The organism is Geminicoccus flavidas (genome assembly GCF_009806515.1).
Taxonomy (GTDB): Bacteria; Pseudomonadota; Alphaproteobacteria; order Geminicoccales; family Geminicoccaceae; genus Geminicoccus; species Geminicoccus flavidus.
Genome location: NZ_WUJP01000580.1, coordinates 1 through 714, shown reverse-complemented (window position 1 = coordinate 714; position 714 = coordinate 1). Strand labels below are relative to the sequence as shown.

1 protein-coding gene is annotated in these 714 nt (G+C 66.1%); it reads right to left on the bottom strand.

What is annotated here, in order from left to right; genetic code table 11:
* Window positions 1–46: 46 nt before the first annotated feature.
* The gene (locus EQG76_RS16560) at window positions 47–526 is read right to left on the bottom strand and encodes a formate dehydrogenase subunit gamma (RefSeq protein ID WP_407925547.1); all 480 of its coding nucleotides are present in this window, start codon (window positions 524–526) and stop codon (window positions 47–49) included.
* Window positions 527–714 lie beyond the last annotated feature (188 nt).

Sequence of the window (714 nt, the reverse complement as noted above, 5' to 3'; positions counted from 1 at the left end):
ACCGCCAGCGCCGCGGCATCCTGGGGGACGAAGACGCGCACCCGGCTCATGCCGCCACCTCCTGGGCGAGAGCCAGCACGCTTTGCGGATCGAGCCGGCCATGGAGCTCGCCGTCCAGCATGGCCGACGGTGCGCTGGCGCACAGGCCCAGGCAGTAGACCGGCTCCAGCGTGACGCGGCCATCTGGGCTGGTCTCGCCCAGACGGATGCCGAGCGCTGTCTCGAGCGCGGCCAGCACCCGGTCCGAGCCCATCGACTGACAGGCCTCGGCTTGGCAGAGCTTGATCACATGGCGCCCGGCCGGTTCCTGCCGGAAGTCGTGGTAGAAGGTCACGACGCCATGCACGTCGGCGCGCGACAGGTTCAGGACCTCGGCCACGATCGGGATCGCGCGGCGATCGACATGGCCGAACCGGTCGACCAGCGCGTGGAGGATCGGCAGGAGCGGGCCCTCCAGGCCCTTCAGCTCCATCGCCACCGCCCGCACTTCCGCCGGGTCGAATTCTCGATACCGTTCCTGCACCAGCAAGCCGCCAGCCTCCCGCAGCGAACCGTCCTTCAGAGTTCGACTAATTCTATCCACCGGTTCAGCGCGATGATCAAACGGGGAAAATCGATGGTATGATCGCTATTCCCGATCATCAGCTTCCAATCGCTCGATCATGTCCTGAAGCCGCAATCCGGATGCCGCTTTTTCGAGAGCGTCCACCAGTG